This window comes from Algoriphagus antarcticus, from assembly GCF_002150685.1.
In the GTDB taxonomy this organism is placed as follows: domain Bacteria; phylum Bacteroidota; class Bacteroidia; order Cytophagales; family Cyclobacteriaceae; genus Algoriphagus; species Algoriphagus antarcticus.
In genome coordinates this window covers 34434-59611 of sequence record NZ_MSSW01000068.1, presented here as the reverse complement: position 1 = coordinate 59611, position 25178 = coordinate 34434, and the positions used below count along the sequence as shown (strand labels likewise).

General features: G+C 39.7%; 21 protein-coding genes. 10 read left to right on the top strand and 11 right to left on the bottom strand.

Features of this window, described 5'->3' with window-relative positions; all coding sequences use genetic code 11:
• Nucleotides 1-518: 518 nt before the first annotated feature.
• Both BVH04_RS20360 and BVH04_RS20355 read left to right on the top strand, forming a co-directional pair.
• On the top strand, nt 519-977 hold the full coding sequence (locus BVH04_RS20360; RefSeq protein ID WP_086543309.1) for a (2Fe-2S)-binding protein: 459 nt from the start codon (nt 519-521) through the stop codon (nt 975-977).
• Nucleotides 978-1001: 24 nt separating this feature from the next.
• Entirely contained in the window at nt 1002-3287 is a 2286-nt protein-coding gene (locus tag BVH04_RS20355; protein WP_086543308.1) for a xanthine dehydrogenase family protein molybdopterin-binding subunit, read from the top strand.
• Nucleotides 3288-3345: 58 nt separating this feature from the next.
• Here the strand turns inward: BVH04_RS20355 and BVH04_RS20350 are convergent, their stop codons facing one another.
• Nucleotides 3346-3768 carry a hypothetical protein gene (locus BVH04_RS20350; RefSeq protein WP_086543307.1) on the bottom strand — a complete coding sequence of 141 codons (423 nt, stop codon included), beginning with the start codon at nt 3766-3768 and terminating at the stop codon, nt 3346-3348.
• A gap of 111 nt (nt 3769-3879) precedes the next feature.
• On the opposite strand from BVH04_RS20350, the gene BVH04_RS20345 reads away from it, so the two are divergent.
• Together BVH04_RS20345 and ctlX are read left to right on the top strand one after the other, a co-directional pair.
• Nucleotides 3880-4743 (top strand): hypothetical protein, encoded by an 864-nt coding sequence (locus BVH04_RS20345; RefSeq protein ID WP_086543306.1) that lies wholly within the window; start codon nt 3880-3882, stop codon nt 4741-4743.
• Nucleotides 4744-4748: 5 nt separating this feature from the next.
• Nucleotides 4749-5678 carry a citrulline utilization hydrolase CtlX gene (gene ctlX / locus BVH04_RS20340; RefSeq protein WP_240510998.1) on the top strand — a complete coding sequence of 310 codons (930 nt, stop codon included), beginning with the start codon at nt 4749-4751 and terminating at the stop codon, nt 5676-5678.
• Nucleotides 5679-5904: 226 nt separating this feature from the next.
• On the opposite strand, the gene BVH04_RS25550 is transcribed toward ctlX, so the two are convergent.
• Together BVH04_RS25550 and purB are read right to left on the bottom strand one after the other, a co-directional pair.
• On the bottom strand, nt 5905-6042 hold the full coding sequence (locus BVH04_RS25550) for a hypothetical protein (protein ID WP_169714472.1): 138 nt from the start codon (nt 6040-6042) through the stop codon (nt 5905-5907).
• Nucleotides 6043-6377: 335 nt separating this feature from the next.
• On the bottom strand, nt 6378-7721 hold the full coding sequence (gene purB, locus BVH04_RS20335; RefSeq protein WP_086543304.1) for an adenylosuccinate lyase: 1344 nt from the start codon (nt 7719-7721) through the stop codon (nt 6378-6380).
• 219 nt (nt 7722-7940) lie between these two features.
• Here purB and BVH04_RS20330 point away from each other — a divergent pair, with 219 nt between their 5' ends.
• Nucleotides 7941-9044 carry a ferredoxin--NADP reductase gene (locus BVH04_RS20330; RefSeq protein ID WP_086543303.1) on the top strand — a complete coding sequence of 368 codons (1104 nt, stop codon included), beginning with the start codon at nt 7941-7943 and terminating at the stop codon, nt 9042-9044.
• 28 nt (nt 9045-9072) lie between these two features.
• A complete protein-coding gene (locus tag BVH04_RS20325; protein ID WP_140160629.1) occupies nt 9073-9561 on the top strand; it encodes a hypothetical protein in 489 nt (162 codons plus the stop codon).
• A 255-nt stretch (nt 9562-9816) separates the two neighbouring features.
• Here BVH04_RS20325 and cas6 read toward each other — a convergent pair whose 3' ends face one another.
• From cas6 to BVH04_RS20300, 5 genes are all read right to left on the bottom strand, one after another.
• Nucleotides 9817-10713 (bottom strand): CRISPR-associated endoribonuclease Cas6, encoded by an 897-nt coding sequence (gene cas6 / locus BVH04_RS20320; protein ID WP_086543301.1) that lies wholly within the window; start codon nt 10711-10713, stop codon nt 9817-9819.
• 97 nt (nt 10714-10810) lie between these two features.
• Nucleotides 10811-11908, bottom strand: coding sequence for a redox-regulated ATPase YchF (gene ychF, locus BVH04_RS20315; RefSeq protein WP_086543300.1), 1098 nt, complete (start codon nt 11906-11908; stop codon nt 10811-10813).
• A 7-nt stretch (nt 11909-11915) separates the two neighbouring features.
• On the bottom strand, nt 11916-13001 hold the full coding sequence (locus BVH04_RS20310) for an AI-2E family transporter (protein WP_086543299.1): 1086 nt from the start codon (nt 12999-13001) through the stop codon (nt 11916-11918).
• Between the two features lie 89 nt (nt 13002-13090).
• Nucleotides 13091-13420, bottom strand: coding sequence for a DUF3276 family protein (locus tag BVH04_RS20305; RefSeq protein WP_086543298.1), 330 nt, complete (start codon nt 13418-13420; stop codon nt 13091-13093).
• Between the two features lie 178 nt (nt 13421-13598).
• Nucleotides 13599-13946: a 4Fe-4S binding protein gene (locus BVH04_RS20300; protein WP_086543297.1), complete on the bottom strand. Its 348-nt coding sequence runs from the start codon at nt 13944-13946 to the stop codon at nt 13599-13601.
• Between the two features lie 139 nt (nt 13947-14085).
• On the opposite strand from BVH04_RS20300, the gene BVH04_RS20295 reads away from it, so the two are divergent.
• On the top strand, nt 14086-15093 hold the full coding sequence (locus BVH04_RS20295) for an acyl-CoA reductase (RefSeq protein ID WP_086543296.1): 1008 nt from the start codon (nt 14086-14088) through the stop codon (nt 15091-15093).
• On the opposite strand, the gene BVH04_RS20290 is transcribed toward BVH04_RS20295, so the two are convergent.
• Nucleotides 15090-16868 (bottom strand): sensor histidine kinase, encoded by a 1779-nt coding sequence (locus BVH04_RS20290; protein WP_086543295.1) that lies wholly within the window; start codon nt 16866-16868, stop codon nt 15090-15092. The two genes, BVH04_RS20295 and BVH04_RS20290, sit on opposite strands and share 4 nt — an antisense overlap.
• Nucleotides 16869-17172: 304 nt before the next feature.
• On the opposite strand from BVH04_RS20290, the gene BVH04_RS20285 reads away from it, so the two are divergent.
• From BVH04_RS20285 to BVH04_RS20275, 3 genes are all read left to right on the top strand, one after another.
• A complete protein-coding gene (locus BVH04_RS20285) occupies nt 17173-19434 on the top strand; it encodes an aconitate hydratase (protein ID WP_086543294.1) in 2262 nt (753 codons plus the stop codon).
• Between the two features lie 62 nt (nt 19435-19496).
• The gene (locus BVH04_RS20280; RefSeq protein WP_086543293.1) at nt 19497-20711 is read left to right on the top strand and encodes a porin; all 1215 of its coding nucleotides are present in this window, start codon (nt 19497-19499) and stop codon (nt 20709-20711) included.
• A 141-nt stretch (nt 20712-20852) separates the two neighbouring features.
• A complete protein-coding gene (locus tag BVH04_RS20275; RefSeq protein WP_086543292.1) occupies nt 20853-23093 on the top strand; it encodes a PAS domain-containing hybrid sensor histidine kinase/response regulator in 2241 nt (746 codons plus the stop codon).
• On the opposite strand, the gene BVH04_RS20270 is transcribed toward BVH04_RS20275, so the two are convergent.
• Together BVH04_RS20270 and BVH04_RS20265 are read right to left on the bottom strand one after the other, a co-directional pair.
• Nucleotides 23081-24016, bottom strand: coding sequence for a tetratricopeptide repeat protein (locus tag BVH04_RS20270; RefSeq protein ID WP_240510997.1), 936 nt, complete (start codon nt 24014-24016; stop codon nt 23081-23083). The two genes, BVH04_RS20275 and BVH04_RS20270, sit on opposite strands and share 13 nt — an antisense overlap.
• On the bottom strand, nt 24000-25118 hold the full coding sequence (locus BVH04_RS20265) for an AI-2E family transporter (protein ID WP_086543291.1): 1119 nt from the start codon (nt 25116-25118) through the stop codon (nt 24000-24002). Before BVH04_RS20265 ends, BVH04_RS20270 begins: the two co-directional genes overlap by 17 nt.
• Nucleotides 25119-25178: the final 60 nt, after the last annotated feature.

Below are 25178 nucleotides of genomic sequence, written 5' to 3'. Positions count from 1 at the left end.
CTGATTAACAGTCAGATGCTCTAACCAGCTGAGCTAAGAAGGAATTTTGTCTTTCATCCGGAGCTTGTTCCGAATTGGTGATGCAAATGTAGGAGGCTATTCCATTTATTCCAAACTACAATCATGAAAAAACTATGATTTTATTGAGTTGTGACTGGTTTTGCTTCACATTCAGGTACTTATTTTTCTAAAAATCTGATCAAAAATGAATTAATGGTCAGAAGAACAGTAATACCAAATGAATTTAGTAATTTATTACTCGTTACTTTTTATTACTCGATCCTATGCCTCATGAATAGCAAAATTAATCGAAACGTTTTGGTCGAAATTAAGCTTTAAAGAAACTAGGATTACAGTTTTACTCCTTGTAAAAATTAATGAAGCCTTTGAAGTTGTTGGAAGGTCTCATTTAAAATTTGACGAATGAAAGCCAATCCCTTTAATTACAAAAGCGGGGCTTGTCGGTGTTTAATTAAATTATTGAAGCAGAATTATTTTACCTAACATATAAACTCAAAATGCCAAAATATTACTTGACAATTAACGGAAAAAGCAAGGAAGTGAATGCCGTAGAGGATATGCCACTCTTGTGGGTAATTCGAGATCTTCTTGGAATGAAAGGAACTAAGTATGGGTGTGGTCAGGCTCTTTGCGGAGCTTGTACTGTGCATCTGGATGGAGTTGCAGTGAGATCTTGCTCTTTGCCGGTTTCTGCTGTAGCAGAGGGTAGTGTCACGACCATCGAAGGGCTGTCGGAAAATGGAGATCATCCCATTCAAAAGGCATGGGTGGAACATATCGTGCCACAATGTGGGTATTGCCAATCAGGTCAGATAATGAATGCTGCAGCCTTATTGAATTCAAATGCTAGTCCTAGCGAATTAGAAATCGAGGAGGCGATGGCTGGGAATTTATGCAGATGTGGTACTTATAACCGTATCAAAGAAGCGATCACGTCTGCTTCAAAGTCGCTTTAATTTTTCCACACAAAAACTACATCCATGCTTCCAAATATCCCATTTCTGAAAAACAAAAAAAGAGAAGATCAAAGTAAGGTTTTTGCACCTTCGCGAAGAGACTTTTTAAAATTAGGTTCACTTGCAACAGGGGGACTATTCCTAGGAGTGAGTTTTGAGTCCTCAGGTTCAGAAGGTGAATCCGTTAATTTTGCGCCAAACGTCTATATCAGTATCAATTCAGATAATGAGGTGACTTTGGTAGCACATCGATCTGAGATGGGCACAGGAATCCGCACTACGCTACCACAGATTCTGGCTGATGAACTCGGAGCCGATTGGTCAAAAATCAAAATCATCCAAGCTGAAGGTGATGAAGATAAGTACGGTAACCAAAATACCGATGGATCATTCTCAGTTCGGATGTTCTATGAACCGATGAGAAAAGCTGGGGCTACAGCTAGGCACATGTTGATTTCGGTAGCAGCAGCTGATTGGGGAGTGGAGCCTTCTGAATGTGATACTCAAAATGGCATGGTAGTCCATGCAGGTAATGGAAAGAAAATTAGCTTTGGAGATTTGGTAGGAAAACTTAAAGATGCTCCAGTACCAGCTCCTGAGGATGTGAAATTAAGAGATTTCTCGAAGTATAAACTGATGGGTACAGACGTGCCGATTTATGATTTGAAAGACATTACTAGCGGTAAAGCAGTATTTGGAGCGGATGTTGATTTACCTAACATGAAAATAGCTGTGGTGAAGAGAACGCCTGTAATTGGAGCAAAAGTAATTTCCTATAATGATGAAAAAGCTTTGGCAGTACCTGGTGTCGTCCAGGTAGTGAAAATCGAAGGCTCTGGCTTTCCTCCCGGGTTAGACAAAGCACTTGAAGGAGTTGCCGTGATTGCAGATAATACTTGGTCTGCCATCAAAGGACGAGATGCACTGGAGGTCGAATGGGATTTGGGAGAAAACCAAAATTATAACTCAGATCAGCAGCAAGCTGAAATGCTTGAGAGTACCAAAAGCAATGGAAAAGTAAGAAGAGAAAGAGGTGATTTTGATGCAGCTGGAAGATCGGCCTCTAAAACTTTGGAAAGAACTTACGAAGCTCCTTACTATGCTCATGCAACCATTGAGCCACCTGCGGCAATCGCTGACGTCAAGGAAGATGGTTCCTGCGAAGTTTGGGCACCAAGTCAACATCCACAGTGGGCTAGAGGTGCAGTAGCTGCTGCAATAGGAGCAGATATTGCCAAGGTCAAAGTAAACGTAACCTTGCTCGGCGGTGGATTTGGAAGAAAATCAAAGCCGGATTTTGTAGTGGAAGCAGCGCTGCTTTCAAAGGCCGCAAAAGCCCCTGTTCGGGTTCAGTGGACAAGGGAAGATGATTTACATTTTGACTTTTTTCATTCCCATAGTGCACAGCGAATCACAGCAACGTTAGATTCGGCAGGGAATTTAACAGGTTGGAATCACCATACAGTTTTTCCAGCTATCGGAGCTACAGGCAGTAAAGAAGAATTACACCCTTCAGATGGGGAAATGGCTTTAGGCTGTATTGACTATCCTTTTGATGTTCCCAATATCCGAATAGAGTCACATGAGTCCACTGGGAATACGCGAATTGGTTGGCTTCGCTCTGTCAGTAATATTCATCATGCTTTCGCAATGCATGCGATGATGGATGAAATCGCTGAAGCAAGAGGAAAAGATGCGGTAGAAAATGCGCTTGAGCTTTTGGGTGAAGACAGGGATATTACTTTTGATTCGGAAATAGTTGGCGGTGAATATGGTAACTACGGCGAGAAAATAGAAGACTATCCGTGGAATACTGGAAGAATGAAAAATGTCATCCGAACTGTTGCTGAGAAATCAAATTGGACTGCTAACAAGTCTGCAGGGAAAATCATGGGTTTTGCAGCTCATAAAAGCTTTCTCACCTATGTAGGTTGCGTCGTTGTTTTGGAGAAGGGAAGTGATGGCAAAACCGTCATTTCTGATGTTTACTATGCAGTAGATTGTGGCGTGGCGGTCAATACAGATCGGATTCGTTCTCAGTTTGAAGGTGGATCCCAGTTTGCTACAAGTTTGGCGACTACTTCGGCTATCACTTTTGACAAAGGGCAGGTTCAGCAAAATAACTTTGATACCTATCAGATTATTCGAATGCCAGCTTCACCAAAAAATATTCATGTGCATATCATAGAAAGCCAGATTAAACCAACGGGAGTGGGGGAGCCTCCTGTTCCACCATTCATTCCAGCTTTGGCAAACGCCATGTATCAAATGAATGGAGAGCGAATATATAAGCTGCCTTTCAATATTTGATTTTCAAAGCAGCCTCAGTCCCTAATGTTGACTCAATTGGGGTTGAGAGCTGGTTTTTTTATTTCTTGTCTTTCACGCTGAACGTTCGAGTCATGACTTTGACATACTTTGTACTACGAAATCGAAGTGCTGACCAGTCTTCGTTGATGGCAATTTGGCGAACAGCTTCATAATCAAAGTTGCCTAAATAACTCCAACCAGAATCTCTGTTGATTTGTGCTTTGTATCGCTTGGAACTGCCCTTTGGATAGGCAATCCAAATTTGTTGATCCTTTGGAGCGAGTTTTTGCATCTCAAAAAAGTATTTTTCCACTTCGGCTTCTGTTTGCACAAAGGCAAGCATGAAATCCGACTTTGCTTCAGGATTGATCAATCCTTTTGATTTCCATGATGAAATCAATGCTTTTAATTCAGGAGGAGCATTCCAAATTTGGATGTTCATCCCGTCTTTCCAAGTCATCTTCTTCAGTATTGGATCCATTTTTCAAGTTGGTGCAAGTCTACTAATATAAAAATAAGCAACCAAGCGTTGATTACATAGCGAGGCTACTCCGCATTTTATTTACTTTTAGCCTGAATTTAAAGCGATCCCATGAAAATAAATGTACTAATTATCATCTTATTTTTTTCATTTTCTTGTGTCAATGCTCAGGAAGAAATTGATACAAGTTTCGGTGAAGGAGTTGCTGTTGCCACACTGCAAGACGAAAGGCTCGATGAGATCTCGGGTATGGTCTGTAGCCGAATATTGAAGGGTGTGATTTATGTTCACAACGATAGTGGCGGAGAAGCTGCTGTCTATTTATTAGATTCCCTAGGAAATAGTGTGGGTACAATTGAATTCCTTGGGACGAAAAACAGAGATTGGGAGGATATCGCTATTGGTCCAGGGGTAGATGGTAGGTCTTATATTTATGTTGGAGAAATCGGAGATAATAATGCTGTTCACGAAGAAGTAGTCATTTATAGAATTCCGGAACCAGAAAATATCAACCCAAATACCCAGGTAATTCCTCAAAAAACCACACTCAAATATCCAGGAGGAGCGAGAGATGCAGAATCGCTTATGGTTGATCCCATTTCAGGAGATATTTTCATTCTTTCTAAGCGAGATAGCCTTAATACCCTATATCGGTTACCGGCAGATAAATTTGGAGATGGTGAGGCAGAACTAGAAGAACTGAATAAACTCCCATTTACAAGTGCTACCGCAGCGGATATCTCGGCTGATGGTAGTCAAATTCTGGTAAAAAATTACCTTACTATCTTTTACTGGAAGAGAAATCCAAGAGAAACCGTGATGAAAGCCATGAGTAGAGAACCGATTCAGTTACCTTACTCCCCAGAGCCTCAGGGAGAAGCAATTGGCTTCTTGCCTAGCGGTAAAGCTTATTACACTCTTAGTGAAAAACGATTCGATTTGGTCCCCGTACTATACAAGTACACCGCCAAATAGCACTTATGCAGACTTCCTCCAATATTCTGATGGTTCGCCCGGCGAATTTCGGATTCAATCCTGAAACCGCTGGGAATAACTTTTATCAGCAAGCAGATGCTAGGTCTGCTGATGAAATCAATACTCTGGCCCAAAAAGAGTTCGATGCCTTTGTGGCTATGCTGAGAGATCAGGGCGTAAGTGTGATCGTGGAGGAAGATACTTCTGAACCTGTCAAGCCAGATGCTATATTTCCTAACAATTGGTTTAGCACACATCCTGATGGAAAGTTGATTTTGTATCCTATGTATTCTCCTGCAAGGAGATTGGAGCGCAGAAAGGACTTGATCGAGAACTTAATGAAGCGCAAGTTTAAAGTGGAGGAGATTATAGACTTGAGCTTTTTCGAAGAAGATGGGCAGTACTTGGAGGGGACTGGAAGCATGGTAATGGATCATCAGTCCGAGACAATTTATGCCTGCTATTCAGAGCGTACGCATCAAATCCCTCTTGAATATGTAGGTAAGCTTCTTGGGTACAAAGTAGTTGGATTCCATGCACTGCAAGAGGTTAATGGAATGTCCACACCGATTTACCATACCAATGTAATGATGCACGTAGGGTCTGATTTGGCCGTGGTTTGTTTGGATAGTATACCGAAAGCTTCCGAAAAGCAGGCGGTGCAAAAAAGCTTGACTCAAGCGGGCAAAAAAGTAGTGCCGATCACTTCAAAACAAAAGTTTCGTTTCGCCGGAAATATGTTGGAAGTAGGGAATGATGGAGGAGAGAAATTCACAGTAATATCAGAAACTGCTCTTGATTCACTGAATATTGGACAGATCCAACTGATAGAAAAATACACTACTATCATCAGTCCAAGTATTCCAACTATCGAAAAGCTGGGAGGAGGCTCAGTCCGATGTATGATGGCAGAGCTTTTTTTACCTAGAGGTTGAAGGGTTGACTTTTTTTCAGCAGTGTGAGTAATACAACTAAATGATTAAGAACTGGCAGGTATATAGTTTTGCCATTCTTGGGGCACGAAAGGTGGTGAGAGTATTACTATTGAAAAGTAAAAACAGTCTAAGAGGGAAAAGACCATGAAAGAATATAAAATAAAAACGGTCCGTGTCACTCACAGACCGTCTAAATACCGGCGATAGCTTCAGTGAAGGCCCTAGATTAAGCTATTCCTGGATCTACTCTCTTTTTTCTTATAAGTTCTGTTTTGCCTAATTCTGAGATATTTTTGACAGCGTCATTCGCTGAGGTTGTAGCTTGATCTTCTGAATCAGGTTTGATTGATTTTTTTGTTTTCATGGCTTATAATCATTATAGGGTTTGAAATAATTAACAGCATTCAAATAAGTGTGAAATGCTTTTTTTGTTTTGTAAAATTAAAGTAATGATTAATTATCAGAAAATTAACATTCGGAAGCAATTGTTGTGTCTGCAATTCAATGTTATGTGAATACACGCTATTTTGCCAGTAATTAATTTGTACAGCGGAAAACACTAGGTAAAATGAAAAAGGATAAGCTTAAGGCTGCATGAAATGTCACCAAATCTTGAAACCTCAAGCCTATATAAAAGTCTGATCATTTGATCAAACGCGGCGGGAAAGCATCCTAGCCGCCCCGGTTGTCAGATATTAATTAAATACCCGTGTAGTTAAATGGAGAAATCACACTCAACTCAGCTTTCAACTCATCCGAAATTGGAAGATTTGAGATGAATTCGGAGATTGATTTTTCAGTGATTTTAGTATTTGTTCTGGTAAGATCCTTTAGCGCTTCGTAAGGTTTAGGGAAGCCTTCCCTTCTCAATACCGTTTGGATAGCTTCAGCTACCACAGCCCAGTTTTCTTCCAAATCAGCATGGATAGCAGCTTCGTTCAGCTCAAGTTTGCCTAGACCTTTGAGTAAGGATTCAAATGAAATCAACATGTGCCCTAGCGGGACCCCGATGATTCTCAAAACTGTGCTGTCAGTCAAATCACGCTGTAATCGAGAAATTGGCAGTTTTGCAGCTAGGTGCTCCAGAAGCGCATTTGCTATGCCCAAATTCCCTTCTGCGTTCTCGAAATCAATCGGATTGACTTTATGTGGCATGGCTGAAGATCCAATCTCGCCAGCCTTGATTTTTTGCTTGAAGTAATTCATTGCTACATACTGCCAAACATCCTTAGAAAGATCCAAAAGGATAGTATTGATTCTTTTCAATCCATCAAAAATAGCTGCAAGATTATCATAATGCTCAATCTGAGTAGTAGGGTAGCTTCTTTCCAATCCCAGATATTCCCCTACAAATTGGAAAGCAAACTCATTCCATTCGTATTCTGGATATGCCACATGATGCGCATTCATATTTCCTGTGGCTCCGCCAAATTTTGCAGAGAAAGGAATGTGATTTAGTAGTATAAGTTGCTTAGTGAGACGAACCACAAACACTTCAATCTCTTTTCCCAGACGGGTAGGCGAAGCAGGCTGTCCGTGCGTTTTTGCCAGCATTGGGATATCTTTCCAATCAGTTGCCAACACTTGTAGTCTGTCAATTAAAGCATCCAGTTGTGGTAAAATCACCTCATTCAAACCATCCTTCAGCATCAAAGGCGTGGCGGTATTATTGATGTCTTGTGACGTCAGGCCAAAGTGTATGAATTCCTTGTGCGCCGCGAGTCCCAGTCCATCAAATTTCTCTTTCAGAAAATACTCTACAGCCTTCACATCATGATTTGTGATTTTTTCAGTGCCTTTTATAATGTCTGCATCAGCAAGCGAAAAGTCAGTAACGATGGATCTAAGATTCTCGAAAAGGCTTCGATCAAAATCTTTCAGTTGAGGCAATGGAAGTTCACACAGCGCGATGAAATACTCTACTTCTACATGCACACGGTATTTGATAAGCGCAAACTCAGAAAAATAGGCTCTCAAAGGAGCAGTTTTGCCAGCATAGCGTCCATCTACAGAGGTCACTGCGGTCAATGCGTTTAATTCCATCTCTTTAAATCAATTTAGTTTCAGAAAGCTTCAAAGTTAGTTTTTTGAAGCCAAAAGATCGGTTTTGATTAGCCTAATTGGGGAAATAACCTTCGAATAATTCGAACCACTGAGGCATTATCTGAGTTATGATGAGCAAATAATCAGCTACAAGTCAGAATATTTGGCTTTGCGGGTTATTTTTGCAACCGTTTAAACAGATAAAAGCTCAGATCAGGAATGTTCAATTTATTTAAGAAAAAGAAGGAAGAGGTAAAATCGCCACAGTATTTGCCACTAAAAGTGAGGGAGGTAGTAAGAGAGACAGAAGATACGGTCACCTTGTATTTTGAGCAGCCGGAGCCATTTCTTGATTATAAGCCAGGTCAGTTTCTGACGCTTGTGATGGATTTTGAGGGCAAAGAGCAACGGAGATCCTACAGCCTTTGTACTTCGCCGTATGTAGATCCATTTCCGGGTATTTCTGTAAAGCGTGTTCCAAAGGGTAAATTTTCTAATTTTCTGAACGAGCGAGTTTTCCCTGGAAAGACAATCAATGTGCTAAAGCCTTTGGGGAATTTTACGACTGATTTTCACTCCAAAAATAGAAAGCATTTTTTCTTAGTGGCCGCTGGTAGTGGAATCACCCCAATTATGGGTATTTTGAAATCTGTGTTGGCGAATGAGCCAGATTCTAAAGTTTCTTTGCTTTACTGTAGCCGAAATGAAGATCAAATTATATTCAAAAAGGAATTAGAATCATTGGTAGGGAAGAATACAGATAGACTGGAAGTGATTCATAATCTGAGCCAACCGAATGAAGCATGGGCTGGTTTGAAAGGAAGGTTGACGAAGGAAAGCATTCTTGAATTTGCTAAAAAAGCCGAGTCGGAGCCAGATTTCGATAAGGAATATTTCGCTTGTGGGCCAGAAGGAATCATGGATAATGTGGTTGCAGTTTTGGATGAGTTGGGGGTGGATAGACAAAAAGTACACCGTGAGAGTTTTTATTCTGCAGCTGCCGATAAAGCGCATGATGATGCTGCTCACGGGATTACAGGCGCATTTTTGACCAGAGATGTGAAGGTCATTTTGGAAGGCGAGGAGTGTGCTGTCACTGTATCACCAGATAAAACCATCCTAGAAGCTGGACTTGCACAGAATCTCAATATGCCTTATAGTTGCCAAAGTGGACTTTGCACTGCTTGTAGAGGCAGATTGCTTAGTGGAAAAGTCAAGATGGATGAAGATGCTGGTTTGAGTCCAAATGAAATAGAGGCAGGTTATGTGCTGTGCTGTGTATCGCATCCATTGACGGATGATGTGAAGATCACGATTGAGTAATTCAGGTTATCTTACTAAAACTCCCATTTTGGAAATTCAGGAATACAGGAAGGTTTACAAAAACCTCGATCAGCTTATTTTGATACTTTTAATATTGGTTCTCCCCATTTTCGGGATGATCTATTTGTATCAATCTTCTGGAAAACTAACATGGGATCTCCCTGAATTGCCGATACTTGTTGGGCAGATTTTATCAGGAGCAGGAATTGGCCTTTTAGTAGCTCAAAACTTACTGTTTCGAAAAAGAGTAAAGGCAGTTTTCCAAACCGAGGATTTATTGATCAAGCTAAAAATCTATGCAAAAGCAACTCGTGATCGGTATCTGATGCTTTTCATAGTTGCAATGCTTTGCTCCGCTGGCTTGCTACTATTCGGATCAGCTATTTACAATGTAATTTTTGCGACCGCACTTTTCTTTTTCTCTTTTGGCAAACCTACTCCTGAGCGGATCAAAACGTTACTTAAGCTCAATAAGGAAGATGCGGAGATTATTAGATTGGCATCTAGGCCTGAATAAGTTTATAGTCCTTAGACTTAATGGAATTGGATTCGAGACTTAAGATGTTAGATTCACAGAGAAATAGCCAAGATTACAGATAGAAAAATCAGCTCATCTTGGTGAAAATTACTATTTCATAGTTGAGTATTTGCCACACATTCTAAAAGTGTAAAACAAATCAACATACAGCGATCGGTGCGAAAACCTTTATGAATTTGCTGCTAAAAGTGACAAAAAGAAAAAATCCCTTCCGAATAAACGGAAGGGATTTTTTTATGATTCTTCTGTAGGCGAGGAGTCTTCTTTGTTCTCTTCAGGAAGTGGCGCGACATTCTCGCGTATACGCTCACTTGGCTTGTAAGGAACAAATCCCTCTCTTTTGAATTTGTAAGTCGTAGTTCTAGGGCCAGTTGGGTGATTAGCCAAATCTAGCATACCAAAACCTTTATGCGTAAATGCGCCCAAACCACATTTGAATACGAAGTCCTGAACTTCAGGAGCTGCATACAAAGTGATTGGAAGGGTGTACCCTCTAACTTCGTATTTCACATCCATGTCATAAACGGCATAGATTCTTGCGAATTTTTTCTGGGCTTCTTTTAGTTTATTTACATAAACCATATCCGGCACAACTTGAAACTTGTAGAAAGTTTCCATTTGCTCGGCAGTGTACCAGCCAGATCGCTCCATTCTAGTAAGCGTCGATTCATAGAGCAAATCGGAAAACTCATCGCTGTCCGGGTTAATGAATCGCTTACCCGCTTCTTCATTGAATGCAGGAGTGATCAATACCAATGGTGAAATACAAACAAACTTGTTTGAAGTCTCCAATACTGGTTCTACTTCTATTTCAGTGTATTCAGGAACCATAATTAGGTTGCCAAGTTCGATTTTTGGGGTGGCAAAAACCTGCTCTAGCAAGTAGTCCATGAAGTCTTCACTCTGGGAAGACAGCACTAGGGTAACCAAACTGGAATAGTAATGCAAGCCACTTCTACTAACTTTAGTCTGGCCTTTCAGACCAGAGAAGTTGAAATAGTTATAGTTGTAAAACTCTTCTCTACCACCTTTCACAATTAATCCTTTGAGGAATTGCGCCAGTATGTACTGATGGTGGAATGGTAAATAGGAACCCTTGTTTTTTAGGGAAAATATTAGTCTAACTCTCACGGTAAATTAAAAATAAAATGAGACAATAAATAAGATAAAATTGTAACGTTTGGGGTGAACAAGCAATTGCAAAATTATCATTTTTTTTGAGAAAATGTTACACATTAAATCTAAAATGCATAATGTCACCATCTTGAACGACGTATTCCTTACCCTCGATGGCGATTTTACCGTTTTCTCGGCAAGCTGCTTCAGTTTTGAATTTCTGATATTCAGCTAGTTTAATTACTTCAGCTTTGATGAAACCTCTTTCAAAATCTGTATGAATTACTCCGGCAGCTTGAGGTGCTTTCCATCCTTTCTTGATGGTCCAAGCTCTAACTTCTTGTACTCCAGCAGTGAAATAGGTAATCAAGTGTAGTAGTGAATACGCACCATAGATCAATTTGTTCAATCCACTTTCATTCAGACCATATTCTCCAAGGAACATTTCCTTCTCCTCAGGATCCTCAAACTCTGCGATTTGGGCTTCTATAGCTGCACAAAGTATAATCACTTCAGCATTTTCATTCTTCACTTCTTCCTTAAGCTTATCTACATATTTGTTGCCAGTATGCAGACTTTCCTCATCCACATTGGCTACATAGATTACAGGCTTGATGGTCAATAAATGCAGATCACGAACTGCTTCTAATTCTTCCTTGTCCACATCTACAGAACGCGCATTTTTACCATCTGTCAGCGCTTGTCTGAATAGCACTAGTGTTTCCAGTTCTTTTCTTGCTTTGGCATCACCAGACTTCGCAACCTTTTCTGATTTCTGGATTTTTTTCTCCACGGAATCCAGATCTTTTAATTGAAGCTCAGTATCGATCACTTCCTTGTCGAAAATTGGATCTACACCACCAGCGACGTGGACGATGTTTTCATCATCAAAGCATCTGATCACATGGATTATAGCATCTACCTCACGGATAGTTGCAAGAAATTTATTTCCCAGTCCTTCACCTTTACTAGCGCCTTTTACAAGGCCCGCGATATCCACAAACTCTATCACCGTCGGAAGAACTCGTTGCGGATTGACAAGTTCTTCAAGAATTTGAAGTCTTTTGTCTGGTACTGTAACTACACCCACATTAGGTTCGATAGTGCAAAAAGGGAAATTAGCTGCTTCAGCTTTCGCACTAGATAGGGCGTTAAACAGAGTGGACTTTCCTACGTTTGGAAGCCCTACTATGCCACATTGTAATGCCATTAATTCGTTATTTTATTTGAAATATTCTGTAAGATTTATACCCCTTGTAGAATTCCAAAATGAAAACTCTAAAGATGGTATAAAGCGGTATGGCAAATATCATCCCGACTACGCCGGCGATTTTTGCCCCGGCAAAGATAACAACAAATATTTCAAGGGGGTGTGCTTTCACAGATTTAGAAAAGATCATAGGCTGTAGAAATATGTTGTCAGTAATCTGGACTAAGCCAAAGACCGAAAGTATCTTAATGATCAGGTAATTTAACTCGCTGTTGGTTTCAAATGTCCCCGAAGAAATCCCGACGATAATCCCAAATGTAGCACCAAGTAATGGCCCTGCATATGGAATTAGATTTGCCACTGCCGCAAATAGTGCAATAGTTAAGGCATATTCCACTTCCATGACGGTAAGGCCAAAACTAGCTAAAGAGAAAATCGCCAGCATTTGTAGTAAGAGACCAGAAAGGTAATTGGAGAGTAATTTTTCTACTTTGGTAAAAGTCGCTACCGAAAGTTCAAAATAAGGGTTTGGTATCAAGTTTAGTAGGTTTCTTCGCAATAGGCCATTTTCCAAAAGAAGGAAAAAGCTGATAAAAGCTATAGCCATTGTTCCTATAAAAAGGCTACTCGTGGTATTGATGACACCACCTATGAATGAGGTGAAGTCAAATCCTGTGATCATGTCGATCATACTGGTTTTCAAGCGACCAAATAAGTATCCAGGCTGAGTTTCTAGTAATTCATGCCGAAAGAGAAACCCCTCTACTCTGGTGACAGGAACTTGGATTTGCTCATAAATTCCGTTTAGATCTAACTCACTCAGAATAATTATTTGGTTATTGATCAGCGGGAAGAAAAGGAAGCTTAGCAAAACCATCAGCAGCACTATTGCCGAGTAGGATAGGAGTATTGCAGACCATCTGGGGATATGCTGTCCTAATAAGTGGAAGTCATTTAGATGGTTAGTCAGCGGGCGCAAAAGAGCGGCTAGAATTAACGAAATAATTAAGTAAAGAGTGATATTGGAGAAATACCAGCCAAATAGCAGGAAAACTGCAATGAATAGAAAGAGATAAACGAAAAAACGCTGCATATTCTGAAATAAGAAAAGGAGACATTACTGTCTCCTCTAATATACTATTTCTCTATTTTGAAACTAGAGCTTTGGCAAATCTAAGTGGATTATTCCCACTTCAATTCATCGTTATATTCTGATTGAGATTCTTCTTTTTCGTACTGCTCGAAATCAACATCAGGAAGAAGTTCGTTTTTCACGTGATTTACCGATTCATTGAGGGCTTCCGCAAATTTGAAGAAATCTTCCTTGTAAAGGAAAATTTTATGCTTTTCGTAAGTGAAGTTCTCACCGTTCATTTTTCTCTTACTCTCTGTAATAGTCAGATAGTAATCATTTGAGCGAGTAGATTTGACATCAAAAAAATACGTTCTTTTACCTGCTTTTACTTTTTTAGAGAAAATCTCCTCTCTATCATAGCCTCTTTGATCTTCCACAATTCTGTATGTTATATGAATAAGGTTAGTTAAAATACGACCTAAGATAAAACATTTAGAACCGATAATTCAAGCCAGACACTTATTATTTTAATCAGTATCCCTTTTCACAAATAAAATTTGCTGAAAATCTGATTAAAACTTAGTGTGTCTATGGGTTCAATATGCGGTATGTGGCTTATTCGCCATGCATCATTGCTTTCTTCGCAAGTAGTTCTTCTTCTGACTCACGGTGATCAGGGTCATCCACACAGCAATCTACTGGACATACGGCAGCACATTGAGGTTCTTCATGAAAACCATTGCATTCTGTACACTTATCGGTCACGATATAGTAGAACTCGTCCGATACAGGCTCTTGCTTCTCATTTGCATCTACGACAGTACCGTCTTCTAAAGTGACTTTATTCAAAGTAGTACCGCCACCCCAAGTCCACTCTACGCCACCTTCATAGATCGCAGTGTTTGGGCATTCTGGTTCGCATGCACCACAATTGATGCATTCGTCGGTAATCATTATAGCCATAACTTCAATTATTTAATGCTCAAAAGTAACAACCTTAAAACTGTGAGGCAATAAAAAAGTTGTCATACTAACTAATTTAATTCGATTCTAAGTTTCCTTCCTGTCAAAAGAGCTAAATTTGCCTCCATAATTCGATCACATGAAGCCAGCAGAACGTATATCAGCATTTCTCAAACTTGGAAAAGCCATCAAAGAATTAAGTTCAGACGAGAAAGAGGAGTTGCTTTGGAGAGCCGAAAACAATAACAATTGGTTTACTAAAGATTCTGTTGAGTCATCTCTCGAAGGTATTTCCTTTATGTTATCAGCTGAGAAATTAGATGCTTGGCTCTCAATTTATGAATTAAAGGAAGTGGAAAACCCGAAGTCAGTTGGTTTGATGATGGCGGGAAATATTCCTGCAGTAGGCTTTCATGATTTGATGTGTGTCATTTTATCAGGGCATCAAGCGGTGATAAAGTTGAGTTCAACAGACGAAATTTTGATGAAATGGATCATAAAAAAGCTGATCGAAATAGATCCTAGACTAGAAAAGCAGATTCGGATCGAAGAGATGCTTAAGGGAATGGATGCATATATAGCTACAGGCAGCGATAATTCATCTCGGTATTTCAATTATTATTTCGGGAAGTATGCACATGTGATTCGTCAGAACCGGACTTCAGTAGCTGTGCTTTCAGGAAATGAGACTACGGAAGACTACATAGGTTTAGGTCGGGATATTTTCCAGTACTATGGATTGGGTTGTAGGAATGTCTCTAAAATATATGTGAAGTCGAAGGATCAACTTCAGGATTTACTGGGAGCTTTGGAAGTTTACTCAACAATCAGCTTACATCACAAATACCATAACAACTACGATTACAATAAGTCAATTTATCTGGTGAACCTGGAGGAGCATTTGGATAATGGCTTTTTGCTAGTGAAAGAAAGCGAGGACTTGGTTTCGCCAATCTCGGTTCTCTTTTACGAGTTATATGAAAATGAATCGCAATTGGTAGAAAAACTTGACAAACTGAAAGCTAAAATACAGTGCGTAGTGGGAAATGAAGCTGATAGGATTCCTTTTGGATCCGCGCAAAGTCCTGAGCCATGGGAATATGCTGATGAGGTGGATACTATGGCTTTTCTACTGGAATTGGCCTAGGAAACAGCATGCTCTCCGTTAGCTAGGGGTAATTTGATACAGAATTTAGTGCCTTTTCCTTCTAGAGATGAGACTTCCAATTGCCCATTATTTTTCTGGATGTAATCTTTTACTAAAATTAAGCCAAGACCTGTTCCTGATTCTTTGTTTTGTCCAGTGGTGGTAAATGAGATTCCATTGCGAATTTTCAATAGATTTTCGCTAGAAATCCCTTTCCCATAATCTTCAATACAAATCTTGACAAAGTCCAGCTCATCGTAAGTTGAAATATTGATATTATCTCCTGGCTTGGAAAATTTAATTGCATTACTGATTAGGTTTCTCACTACCAGTTCGATCATATGTTTGTCAGCTTTTACCATCGATTTGGCTTGAGCGTCTATGAGTATTTCAATTTTCTTTTCATTTGCAATCCTTTCTAAAATAATCTTCTGTTGACTCAAAATTTTGCGGATATCGAATTCCTGAATATTCACTATTTCTCCACCTCGAAGTTGAGAGCTTGACCAAGCCAGAAGATTTTCAAGTAAAAGTGCTACCTGCTCCATGTTCTTAGAGACTTCCGGGAGCATATCCATAAACTCTTCCTTGGAAACCAACCCAGTGTTTGTAAGATGAATTAGTTCTTTGATCCCGAAAATTGGGCCCTTCAGATCATGGGATATGATGCTAAAATATTTGTCTTTGAGATCATTTAACTGTTGGAGTTCAGCAGCTTGATTTTTAAGCTTCTCATTAATTGACTTTTGCTCCGTGATATCGTCAAAAAGCAAAACTAGACCATTGTTTATAGACTTTTTGTCTAAAAGTGGAATCGCTTCAATTCTAAAATATTTTTCTTTATCACCTAAATTAACTTTGCTCTCAATACTATTTGCTTTTTCAATGGCAATTAACTCAAGGATGTCCGTTCTAGTCTTGAATAGTTCTTCAGCTTTGGTGGCAACTTTTACTTTTTTTGGCGAAGCACAAAAGGAAATAAATGCTGGGTTGAAGTCTACAATTTTGGATTCAGAATCCAGCACCAAAACTCCTTTTGTAATAGCTTCCATAACTTTGGTGCGAGCAATGGGCTTTAGGCTAAAAAGCTGGTATTTGAGAATCGCAAATCCTAAAATCAGGTAGGACAGCAAAAAGGCAAAAGGAGTTAAGTCAATGACTTCGAATAGCCTGAAAATATGAGTTTGATATAATAGGTTAAAAATCAGCGGGAAAATGCCTGCCAATATCATTAATCTTGTTTGGGTTTTGAATAATTGGTCTGAAAACCTAAATCTCCTCCAGAGGATGGTATTTCCAAAGGTAAAAGTTAAGTAAACGTAAATTAGGTTAACGTAATACCAAGGGCCAGTTATAATTTCTGAAGTTGGGAAAGGGCCGGACTCTATCACCCCAACTGATCTGTAAAATAAGTGGTGAGCTTCATTGGTCAGTAGAAGTAATATAGTGAGGATAGGGATTATAAGGATCAGCGCAATTTTGGAGCTTTGGTTTTTAGACTTATAGCTCGTGTATTTTAAGCTAAAAATCAGGCAGCAAGGCCCAATAAAAGCTATTCCGATGTATTGTAGGTAAATAAAAAACATCATTGCACTAAGAGTAGAAACACTTAACTCTAGTCCATAAAAAAATCCCCAAATTGCCGCGCAGAGCATAGTAAGCGCTATCCACCTCGTGGAGCCCACTACAGTAAATACTATATAAAGCGAAAGCCCTCCGACTAGCAATCCAGACAGTAAAAGAGTGATTGAAAATGGATTGAGAATAAACTCCATTTAGGCAGGAAAATAGTTGGTTCGAGGGCGAAGTACCTTTCGGACTATAAGTATAGCTGATAAATCATGACTAAAAAAATAAACTGCGCAAACCCTTACAGAAAATAAAAAAGTCAGTTTTCCCTATGATAAACAATCACTGTCGTTTTATAGAACTGTCAGACTACTCTATGAAGCTAAAATAGTTTTAAATAATCAAAAGGCTGCTTTACACCTGACGAACGGTTACAAATTATTGGGCTAACTTCCTATATTTGCAGTCGTTAAAATTCGAAACTTTTACCAAACAAAAAATCCCAATACAATGGCTTTTGATATTGAAATGATCAAAAATGTGTATGCCAGATACCCCGAACGTATCGAAGCGGCTCGTAAGGCTGTGGGGCGTCCACTTACTTTGACTGAAAAGATTCTTTACGCGCACTTGAGCGAAGGTGCTGCTTCACAGGCATACGGCAGAGGTATTTCTTACGTTGATTTTCAGCCAGATAGGGTTGCAATGCAAGATGCCACTGCCCAGATGGCTTTGCTTCAGTTTATGCAAGCAGGTAAAAGCCAAGTGGCTGTGCCTTCTACTGTTCACTGTGATCACTTGATTCAGGCTGAAGTGGGAGCGGCTCAGGATTTGACCAAAGCAAAAGATAAAAACAAAGAAGTTTATGATTTCTTAGCCTCTGTTTCTAATAAATATGGCCTAGGTTTCTGGAAGCCAGGAGCAGGTATTATTCACCAAGTAGTATTGGAGAACTATGCATTCCCTGGAGGAATGATGATCGGAACTGATTCTCATACCCCGAATGCTGGTGGACTGGGAATGGTAGCGATCGGCGTAGGTGGTGCTGATGCATGTGATGTAATGGCTGGACTTCCCTGGGAGTTGAAATTCCCGAAATTAATTGGGATTAAGCTTATAGGTAAACTTTCTGGATGGACTTCTGCCAAAGACGTAATCTTGAAAGTAGCTGGTATTCTTACAGTAAAAGGCGGTACTGGTGCTATCGTAGAGTACTTCGGTGAAGGTGCCAGATCTCTATCTGCTACAGGAAAAGGCACAATTTGTAACATGGGAGCTGAAATCGGAGCGACCACTTCTATCTTTGGTTACGATGAAAAATCTGCAGCTTATTTAAGTTCTACCGACAGAGCTGATGTGGCTGAATTGGCAAATGGAATCGCGGAGCACCTTACAGGTGATGAGGAAGTTTATGCTAACCCAGCTACTTATTTCGATGAAGTAATCGAGATCAACCTTTCTGAATTGGAGCCACATGTAAATGGTCCATTCACACCTGATTTGGCTTGGCCTATTTCTAAATTTGCTGCTGCTGTCAAAGAACATGGATGGCCAGCAAAATTGGAAGTTGGTTTGATCGGATCGTGTACTAACTCTTCCTACGAAGATATTTCCAGAGCAGCATCTCTAGCTCAGCAGGCGGTAGATAAAAAGCTTGTGGCTAAGTCTGAATTTACCATAACTCCAGGATCTGAGCAGGTAAGATTTACTGTCGATAGAGATGGTTTCTTGGATACTTTCGGTCAAATGGGCGGTGTAGTTCTTGCAAACGCCTGCGGACCTTGCATAGGTCAGTGGGCTCGTCATGGAGCTGAAAAGCAGGAGAAAAACTCGATCATTACTTCTTTCAACAGAAACTTTGCGAAGCGTGCTGACGGTAACCCAAACACGCACTCATTCGTAGCTTCTCCTGAAATCGTGACTGCATTGGCAATTGCCGGTGATTTGACTTTTAATCCGATGACTGATAGCTTAACAAATGAAGATGGCGTATCGGTCATGTTGGATGAGCCTAGTGGACTTGAGTTGCCTGCAAAAGGATTTGCAGTAGAAGATGCCGGATATCAGCAACCGGCAGAAGATGGGTCTTCAGTGACTATTGTGGTAAGCCCTACCTCTGATCGTCTTCAGTTATTGGATTCGTTCAAGCCTTGGGAAGGAACAGATTTGAAAGGTCTTAAACTGCTGATCAAGGCAAAAGGGAAATGTACCACGGATCATATCTCTATGGCTGGACCATGGTTAAGATTCAGAGGACATTTGGATAATATTTCTAACAACATGCTTATCGGAGCCATCAATGCTTACACGGATGCTACCAATTCGGTAAAGAATCAGCTGACTGGCGCATATGGTGAAGTGCCAGCTACGCAGCGTGATTATAAAGCTAACGGAGTAGGTTCTATCGTGGTAGGTGATGAAAACTACGGCGAGGGATCTTCTAGAGAGCATGCAGCTATGGAGCCCCGCTTCCTTGGAGTACGAGCGATCTTGGTGAAATCTTTCGCTAGAATTCATGAGACTAACTTGAAGAAGCAAGGTATGCTAGGACTGACTTTTGCTAATCCTGCTGACTATGATTTGGTACAGGAGGACGATTCTATAGATATTATCGGCTTGACTACATTTGCTCCGGGTAAGCAATTGCAAGTGGTATTGAACCACACGGATGGGTCTTCTGATACTATCCAAGTGAATCACACCTACAATGAAGGTCAAATAGAATGGTTTAAAGCAGGATCAGCACTCAACCTGATCAAAGCGAAAGCCTAATAATACTAATCCAATTATAAGCCGTAGCGATTCCGTTACGGCTTTTTTCTTGCCCTTAATCCATGAAAAAGCAGTATCAACTCCCAGTTTTCCTTTGCTTTTGTTTTGCCTTTATCTTATCTGTTACTCAGGATTCTTTTGCACAGAATGAATCAGATGAACGGGCGCTCATCAATGTGAAAAATGGAATAAGTATTTCAAAGGATTCCCTTTTTCTACTTAATCTGAGATTCAGAATGCAAAACCGTTTCGGTTTCAATACCTCCAGCGGTGAGGATTTAGAGATTGAACGAATAGATTTCCGGATTCGAAGACTCCGACTCCGACTTGATGGCTATGTGCTCAGTCCTCGAATTCAATACTATATACAATTAGGGTTTTCTAAAGCAGATTTGGATTTGGAATCTGGAGATTATGCGCAGCCCATACGGGATGCGATCGTGTATTATTATGTAAAACCCAATTTTTACCTGGGTTTTGGACAATCAAAGCTACCAGGGAATAGAGAGCGAGTAGTAAGTTCAGGTAATCTTCAGTTTGCTGATCGATCCATCGCCAATGGCTTTTTTACGCTGGATCGGGATTTTGGCTTTTTCGGATATTACACGTATCAGACCAAAGGGAAGTCTCAGTTCCAACTTAAAGGTGCGATTAACACTGGTGAAGGAAGAAATCCATCTGTGGGAGACAGAGGGCTGAGCTATACGGGAAGGCTAGAGTATTTGCCCTTCGGTACGTTCAAAAACAACGGGGATTACTCGGAAGGTGATCTGGAATTTGAAGAGACTCCAAAGCTTTCATTTGGTATGAGCTTTAACTGGAATGAAAATGCACACCGAGCAAGAGGGCAGTTGGGATCTAAACTGTATGAGGGTAGAGATCTGAATGTATTTATTACCGATGCCATGTTTAAATATGCTGGATGGGGAGCTATGGCGGAGTTTTTTAAGCGAGGCGCAAACGATCCGATCACGCAGAATGAAGAAGGTGACATTAAAGCAGTCTTTGTTGGAATTGGTACAAACATGCAACTAAGTAAAATGATTTCTAGGAAGTCTGAATTGGCTTTAAGATATGCATCCGTACGTCCTGAGAAGGAAATAAGTGAATATGAAAACAGGCTAGAGGAAGCAGCATTAGGCTGTTCCAGATATCTCAACGGACATCGAATCAAGCTTCAGGGCAATCTTGGCTATGCTTGGAGTAATGGACAAATCGAAGTTATAAACTTGGATAATTATTGGTTTGCTACTTTTCAGGTAGAATTTGGGATTTAAATAATCATCAAATAAATGTATTTATAAATTAGATAGCTAGCTTTGAAATACAAATTGCTGTATGTTTACACCATACAAGATTAGTTTTTGGATTTATGATTTTATCAAGATCAAAAATCAATCAACGCAACGACTATTTCAATGCAAGAGAAAGAACTCAACAGCACTTTTAAGAAACTTATTTACAAGTCATCAGAGATGGTGTTTCTTGCAGATGATATATTTCCTCATCTGATCATTTATTCTAACAAATCATTTGAAGATCTGATAGGAGCAAGTCTAACAGAGAGAAGTTTAGTTGGGATAGGGCTCGATATTAGTAGATTTTCTTTCAAAGAAGAATGGGAATTCAGTGTTGGGGGAAATGATTATAATTTCCATGTAGAACTTCCTCAGGATAGCTCAACAAACTATTTTATTTTTTACAAAGGAAAAAAAGTTAGAGCTCAGGATCTGCCTACAAAAAAGGAATTGCAGCAGTTTTTAATAGAATCACCCGATGCACAGTTAGTAGTAAAGCCTGACGGTGAGATTTTTTATTCTAATACAGAAGCATTGAAACTTTTTGGATATGCTAGGGGTGAATCATTCACTCATCTCAGAGAATTGGAAGGGAAGGTCCATGAACCTCTGCAATGGGGGAATTGGGTTAGTACGGCTGTTTCGGAGGCAAATACTCACAGATTTTCATCCACTCTTACAAGTTCATATGGAGATCAATTGTCTCTTGAAATTGCTTCAAAGCAGCTTGTGGTGGATAAGAGACAATACGTAATGCTTTCATTCCAAAATATTTCGGAGAAAGTTACTCTGGAGAAAGAATTGGAGGCTAGTGGCAATTTCTTAATGAACCTTACCGAGCAAATTCCGGGTGGTTTATATCAACTTGTATTAGATACGGAGGGGAAAATTAGTATTTCATTCCTCTCTAGAGGCATTGCGCAGGTATTCGGCTTGAAGCCTGAAGAGCTTGAGAATTTCACAGATATATCCATGGCAATTTCTCATGTTCACCCAATGGATTTGCCTCAAGTGATCATGAGTTCCTTAGCTTCGGCAAGTAATGTAGAACCTTGGCAATGTCAATTCAGGGTAAAGTCGGATCCAAATTCTGACGAATATCGCTGGATCCTCGGAGCTGCCAGGCCGCAAATACTTGCAAATGGAAATAAGGTGTGGTATGGATACCTGACAGATATAAGCAAGCAAAAAGAGTTTGAAGTGACGCTAGATGAATCAAGGAAAGCTGCTGAGAAGGCAAATCAAATTAAGTCTGATTTCCTTTCTATGATCAGTCATGAGCTTCGTACTCCACTGAATGCAATTTCAGGTTCTACCTATTCCTTACTTCACGACAAACCTCCACTGCACCAAAAAGCGGAGTTGGATACTATAAATTTTGCCGTAGATAACCTGATTAATATGATCAATGATTTGCTGGACTTTCAGAAAATTGAGGCAGGTAAATTGACTATCGAAAAAGCACCTTTCCTTTTAACCTCCTTTGTAAACAACATAGTCAAAGGCTTATCATTCCATGCCAGAGATAGTAAAAATAGATTGGAAGTTTATATCTCAGAAGGATTGGATATTACGGTTTTGGGAGATAAAACACGTCTTTCACAAGTTTTCAACAACTTGATCACCAATGCACTCAAATTTACAAATGAAGGTGAGGTCAAAGTGACAGCGAATTTAATTGAAAACAGCAATGGTAAAGCCAAAGTCTACTTTGAAGTAAGAGACAATGGAATAGGTATAGCGCCAGAGAATCAGGATAAGATTTTTAATGATTTCGACCAAGTAAGACCAACTTTCAGTACAAAATATGGAGGTACAGGCCTTGGACTTTCTATCACAAAAAAGCTCTTGAACTTAATGGGAGGAGAAATAGGCCTTAAGTCTACTTTGAATGAAGGAAGTATCTTCTTTTTTGAGCTGGAATTTGAATTAGCCGAATTGCAATTGGATAAGCCGATCGATATCAACAGATCTGCGAATCACAGTTCATCGCTTCATCTTCTCATTGCTGAGGATAATGATGTAAATGCCATCGTTTTGGGTAGAATTATTAAAAAATGGGGCTTTACTTACGAGCGAGTTTTAAATGGATTGGAGGCTGTGAGTGCAGTGAAGCAAACCAAATTTGATTGTATTTTGATGGATATTCAAATGCCTGAAATGAATGGTTTTGATGCAACATTGGCCATCAAAAAAATCACTGAATCGCCAGTAATTGCACTAACTGCAGCCGCAAAACTTGAAATCATAGAACGGATAAAAACATGCGATTTTGATGGTTTCGTAGCAAAACCAATAGACGCAGCTGAATTACAGAAGATTATCCAAGAGGTGATTTCTGCCAAAAATCAGAGCGCCTGAGCCTTCTCCAGGTATTCTTCTACCAAATCCATAGCTGGATAATTCTGATTCAATTCCACCAAATACTGTAGTGCAGAAGTCTTATCTCCCTTCATCACATAATAAATCCCTTTATTTCTTAGCGAAAAAGGATTATCTGAGTCCATCTTGATACTTTGATTAATAAAGTCAAGACCCTCTTCTTGTTTATCCAAAAATAGGAGGTACAAGCCTTTATTATTGTAGAAGTAAGCCTGACTATTATCCAGAGAAATTGCCTTTTCTACGGAGTTCAAAGCTTCAGCGTAGTTTTTCTCATCAAAATAGATCATCGATCGCAGATTATGAAGATTCGGTTCCAATGGATTGATGGCCATTGCTTCACCTAAAATTTTTATTGCTGCTTCATGATTTTTTTGATAATAGAATATAGTCGCTTGGTTAACCAGCAGATCAGAATTCTCTGGATTGAGTTTGGAAGCTTTTCCAAATGCCTCCAATGCGTCAGGGAAATTGGTTAGCTTTTCTTCCACCAGTCCAGTGATAAAGTAACTTTTCCAATTCTGATCGTCGAGTTGCACTAGCTTTTGAGCATCTTCTCGTGCGTTATAAAACTCACCATTGTCGAGGTAGTTAAGTCCTCTTTGGAAAATAGCATCATAGTAATCAGGCTTATATTTAATGGCCAGACTGAGATCTTGGATACTCTCTATTGATTGGTTCAGCTGTAAGTGTGCAAGGGCTTTATTGTAATAGGCATCAGCATATGTTGAATCCATTTCGATAGCTTCACTGTAGAATTCCATTGCTCCTTTGGGATCATTTTCCTCCATTTTTTCATTTCCTTTCAAGAGAAATCTACCTTTCTTACTTTCGTCAGAATCGCAAGAAAATCCTGTCCCAATACTGATCAGGACTAAAAGCGTTTTAATGGTTTTTTTCATGTTCTATATCTTCTCCTTCTTCATTCTGAGCTTCTTCCTTTTCTTCTTCTTTTTCTTCACCGAGTAGTATTGCAAATGGCCGCGTGGAATCACTTAGATCAAATATCTCCCGAAGTATTGCCATCATTGGAATGACTAAAATCATTCCCGCCACTCCCCAGATCGTGCCTCCTACAATTAATCCCAAAAATGTGATAAATGCATTGAGGTTAACATTACCGCCCACAATTTTCGGGGTAAGATAGTTACCCTCTATCATCTGTATTACTTGGTAACTCACGAGCACTCCTGCTGGATAAAACAAACTATCCTTTGTAAGGAAGGAATAGACCATAGGTAGCATTGCTCCGAAAAATGGACCAACGTATGGGATAATATTCAACATGGCTCCAAGCGTACCGAAAAATACGGCATGCTTGATCCCCAATAAGGAAAAAGCAGTGATGTTTAGTACTGCTAGGATTCCCATCACTTTTACTACACCCACGATATAGTTTAAAATCACCTTACGAAGGCTGACAATACGCATTTTTACCAATTCAGGGTCTTTATCTTTGTAAATATGAATAATCACATTGGTCAGGTGATTTCGATAAAGAAGAAAGAAAAACATAAAAACTGGAATCAATACCAGCCCTGTAAGTGAGCCGACTGTCTTCATAGCAAAGTCACCTATACTCGAACTATTCTCTGTTAGCACATTTTTCAGGTAATCAGTATTGGCTTTTTCAGCTAATGCTGTATCATAGGAGAATGTGTCCATCGCCCATTGATCGACATCTTCTGCATAGTCCGTCAGTCTTCCAGACACATCATCGAAATCCTTGCTGAAACTAGCTACATTGCCCACAACTAATGTCAAAAGACCTCCCACCAATGCAATCATCAATAGAAGAGAAATAATGCAAGAAAGTATTCTTGGGATTTTTTTTGACTCCAGCCATATAGATAGTGGTGTAAACAAAATCGCGAAAAATCCACCCATAAATAGGGGGACAAGGAGACTTTTTCCTACAATAAGAAAAAATACCAACACGATAATAAATATCATTACCGCAAGGGCACGTACATAAGTAGGAATGCTAAAGCCAGCTTTTTCCATTAAGATTTGGGATTTTGTGTCAACACCTTATTCCTTTATATAATTGAGTAAAGAAAGCGA

Excerpts from the sequence above, each read along its gene's own strand:
- BVH04_RS20285 (WP_086543294.1), top strand. The coding sequence starts at position 17,173 with ATGGCTTTTGATATTGAAATGATCAAAAATGTGTATGCCAGATACCCC.
- BVH04_RS20355 (WP_086543308.1), top strand. The coding sequence starts at position 1,002 with ATGCTTCCAAATATCCCATTTCTGAAAAACAAAAAAAGAGAAGATCAA.
- BVH04_RS20270 (WP_240510997.1), bottom strand. The coding sequence starts at position 24,016 with ATGAAAAAAACCATTAAAACGCTTTTAGTCCTGATCAGTATTGGGACA.
- BVH04_RS20310 (WP_086543299.1), bottom strand. The coding sequence starts at position 13,001 with ATGCAGCGTTTTTTCGTTTATCTCTTTCTATTCATTGCAGTTTTCCTG.
- BVH04_RS20280 (WP_086543293.1), top strand. The coding sequence starts at position 19,497 with ATGAAAAAGCAGTATCAACTCCCAGTTTTCCTTTGCTTTTGTTTTGCC.
- BVH04_RS20295 (WP_086543296.1), top strand. The coding sequence starts at position 14,086 with ATGAAGCCAGCAGAACGTATATCAGCATTTCTCAAACTTGGAAAAGCC.
- BVH04_RS20350 (WP_086543307.1), bottom strand. The coding sequence starts at position 3,768 with ATGGATCCAATACTGAAGAAGATGACTTGGAAAGACGGGATGAACATC.
- BVH04_RS20265 (WP_086543291.1), bottom strand. The coding sequence starts at position 25,118 with ATGGAAAAAGCTGGCTTTAGCATTCCTACTTATGTACGTGCCCTTGCG.
- BVH04_RS20330 (WP_086543303.1), top strand. The coding sequence starts at position 7,941 with ATGTTCAATTTATTTAAGAAAAAGAAGGAAGAGGTAAAATCGCCACAG.
- BVH04_RS20290 (WP_086543295.1), bottom strand. The coding sequence starts at position 16,868 with ATGGAGTTTATTCTCAATCCATTTTCAATCACTCTTTTACTGTCTGGA.
- BVH04_RS20360 (WP_086543309.1), top strand. The coding sequence starts at position 519 with ATGCCAAAATATTACTTGACAATTAACGGAAAAAGCAAGGAAGTGAAT.
- purB (WP_086543304.1), bottom strand. The coding sequence starts at position 7,721 with ATGGAATTAAACGCATTGACCGCAGTGACCTCTGTAGATGGACGCTAT.
- BVH04_RS25550 (WP_169714472.1), bottom strand. The coding sequence starts at position 6,042 with ATGAAAACAAAAAAATCAATCAAACCTGATTCAGAAGATCAAGCTACA.
- BVH04_RS20300 (WP_086543297.1), bottom strand. The coding sequence starts at position 13,946 with ATGGCTATAATGATTACCGACGAATGCATCAATTGTGGTGCATGCGAA.
- ctlX (WP_240510998.1), top strand. The coding sequence starts at position 4,749 with ATGCAGACTTCCTCCAATATTCTGATGGTTCGCCCGGCGAATTTCGGA.
- ychF (WP_086543300.1), bottom strand. The coding sequence starts at position 11,908 with ATGGCATTACAATGTGGCATAGTAGGGCTTCCAAACGTAGGAAAGTCC.
- BVH04_RS20345 (WP_086543306.1), top strand. The coding sequence starts at position 3,880 with ATGAAAATAAATGTACTAATTATCATCTTATTTTTTTCATTTTCTTGT.
- BVH04_RS20275 (WP_086543292.1), top strand. The coding sequence starts at position 20,853 with ATGCAAGAGAAAGAACTCAACAGCACTTTTAAGAAACTTATTTACAAG.